This is a genomic window from Halorubrum sp. AJ67, assembly GCF_000513435.1.
On record NZ_CBVY010000027.1, the window covers coordinates 17,381 to 19,396 of the forward strand.

Genomic DNA, 2,016 nt, shown 5'->3' on the forward strand with positions numbered 1-2,016 from the left:
GGGCCGGGAAGCGGGAAGACGACCGCGCTCTTGGACCGCGTCGAGGAGATACTGGAGACCGAGGACGCCGACGTCCGGGACGTGCTCGTCGTCTCGTACACGCGCGCGGCCGCCGCCGAGATCCGGGAGCGACTCGCCGAGCGGCTCGACATCTCGCCGCGCAGCCTCCAGGGGAACGTGAGCACGATGCACGCGAAGGCGTACGAACTGCTCGACCTCTCGCGGGGCGACGTGGTCGGCGAGGACGACAAGGAGGCGTTCTGCGAGGAGTACGGCGTCGAGTTCGAGGACCAGCACGGCGGGGCCGGTCGCCGGACCGCGCGGTCGACGACCATCGGGAACAAGATCATCGCCACCTCCCAGTGGCTCCAGCGCACCGAGCGCGACGTCGCCGACTGGTACGACGTCCCCTTCCAGTGGAACGTCGAGGAGGTCCGCCTGCCGCCCGAGGAGGACCCGAACGCCCAGGAGGGCAACAAGTACACCCCGACGTGGCCCTCCGACGACGAGCGGATCGACATCCCGGAGACGATCCGGGCGTGGCGGGGCTACAAGGGCGACAACGGCCTCGTCGGCTTCGCGGACATGCTCGAACGGGTCGCGCAGCGCTCGCTCGTCCCGAGCGTCGACTACCTGATCATCGACGAGTTTCAGGACATCACCACGCTCCAGTACAACGTCTTCGAGGAGTGGCGGCCACACATGCGGAAGGTGCTGATCGCCGGCGACGACGACCAGGTCGTCTACGCGTGGCAGGGCGCGGACCCCGACCTCCTCCTCGACACCGAGGTCGACGAGGACGTTGTCCTCCCGAACTCCTACCGGCTCCCCTCGGAGATCCTCAACGTCGTCAACGCGGAGATCCGCCACATCGACAAGCGACAGGAGAAGGACCTCCACCCGCGCAAGGAGGGCGGGACCGTCGAGGCGATCGAATCGCCCTCGATGCTCGAACTCGTCCGCAACGTCCGGTACACGGTCGAGGACGACGAGGGAGACGTGATGTGTCTGTTCCGCGCCCGCTACCAGATGTTCGACTTCATCGACGAGTTCATCGACCACGGGATCCCCTTCTCGATGCTCACCGACGGCCGGATGTGGACCGACCGGGTCCAAGACTACGTCAACGCCGTCGAGAAGGCCGAGGCCGGCGACCCCGTCAACGGGTTAGAGGCCCGGCGGCTGGCCGACATGCTCCAGGAGTCGGCGTTCGGGACCCACGACCGCGAGGAGTTCTACGACTACCTCGACGACCGCGAGGAGGCGGCCGACGCCGACGACGTCTCCCTGATCGACGTCTCGGCCGACACGCTCGACGAGTACATCCCCTTCATGCCGGACACCGACAGCGCCGACGACATGGTCCGGAAGGTGACGAGCTTCCAGCGGAAGTCGATGGGCGCGTACTTCGAGGGCGACTATCAGGGGATGGACCCGACCCGCGTCCGCGTCGGCACCATCCACTCCGCGAAGGGCCGCGAGGCCGACCACGTGTTCGTGGCGACGGACCTCACCGAGAAGGTGGTCGAGCAGATGGCCGCCTCGATCGACGACCCGACCGACGTCGACGGCGTCGAGGAGTTCACCAAGTCGACCAGCCCCGTACCCCTGCTCACCGACAACGAGCGCCGCGTCTTCTACGTCGGGATGTCTCGGGCGCGCGAGCGGCTCGTGATCATGGAGAGCCTGATCAACGGCGCGCCGACGCTCCCGATAAGCGTCCTGCTGTTCGACGAGCTCCGCGAGGAGCCGGCACAGGAGCTCGTCGAGGAGGTCCAAGCGGAGCTTGCGGTGCCCGAACCCGAGCCGTGAGCGGGGACGACGCGGAGCCGGACGAAGCCGCCGCCCGAAACGCTACCGAAGGGGAGTTCCGCCCGCTGCGGACCGATCTTACCCCCGTCGTCGATGCGGTCCGCGCGGCCGACGCGAGCGCGTTCGTCGCCGTCGGGGGCCGCTTCGACGACGACCTGCGCTACCTCACGCGCTTCTCCGGCCCGGACCGACCGTACGCGCTGG

The 2,016-nt window shown here is 68.3% G+C and carries 1 protein-coding gene and 1 pseudogene; both read left to right on the forward strand.

Annotated elements, in window-relative coordinates; genetic code table 11:
• Positions 1 to 1,812 (forward strand): UvrD-helicase domain-containing protein (locus BN903_RS14425; protein ID WP_079890692.1); only part of this gene is annotated, 1,812 nt, incomplete at its 5' end.
• Positions 1,809 to 2,016: pseudogene (locus BN903_RS17720) on the forward strand (aminopeptidase P family protein); the annotation flags it as partial. The gene BN903_RS14425 and the pseudogene BN903_RS17720, both read left to right, overlap by 4 nt.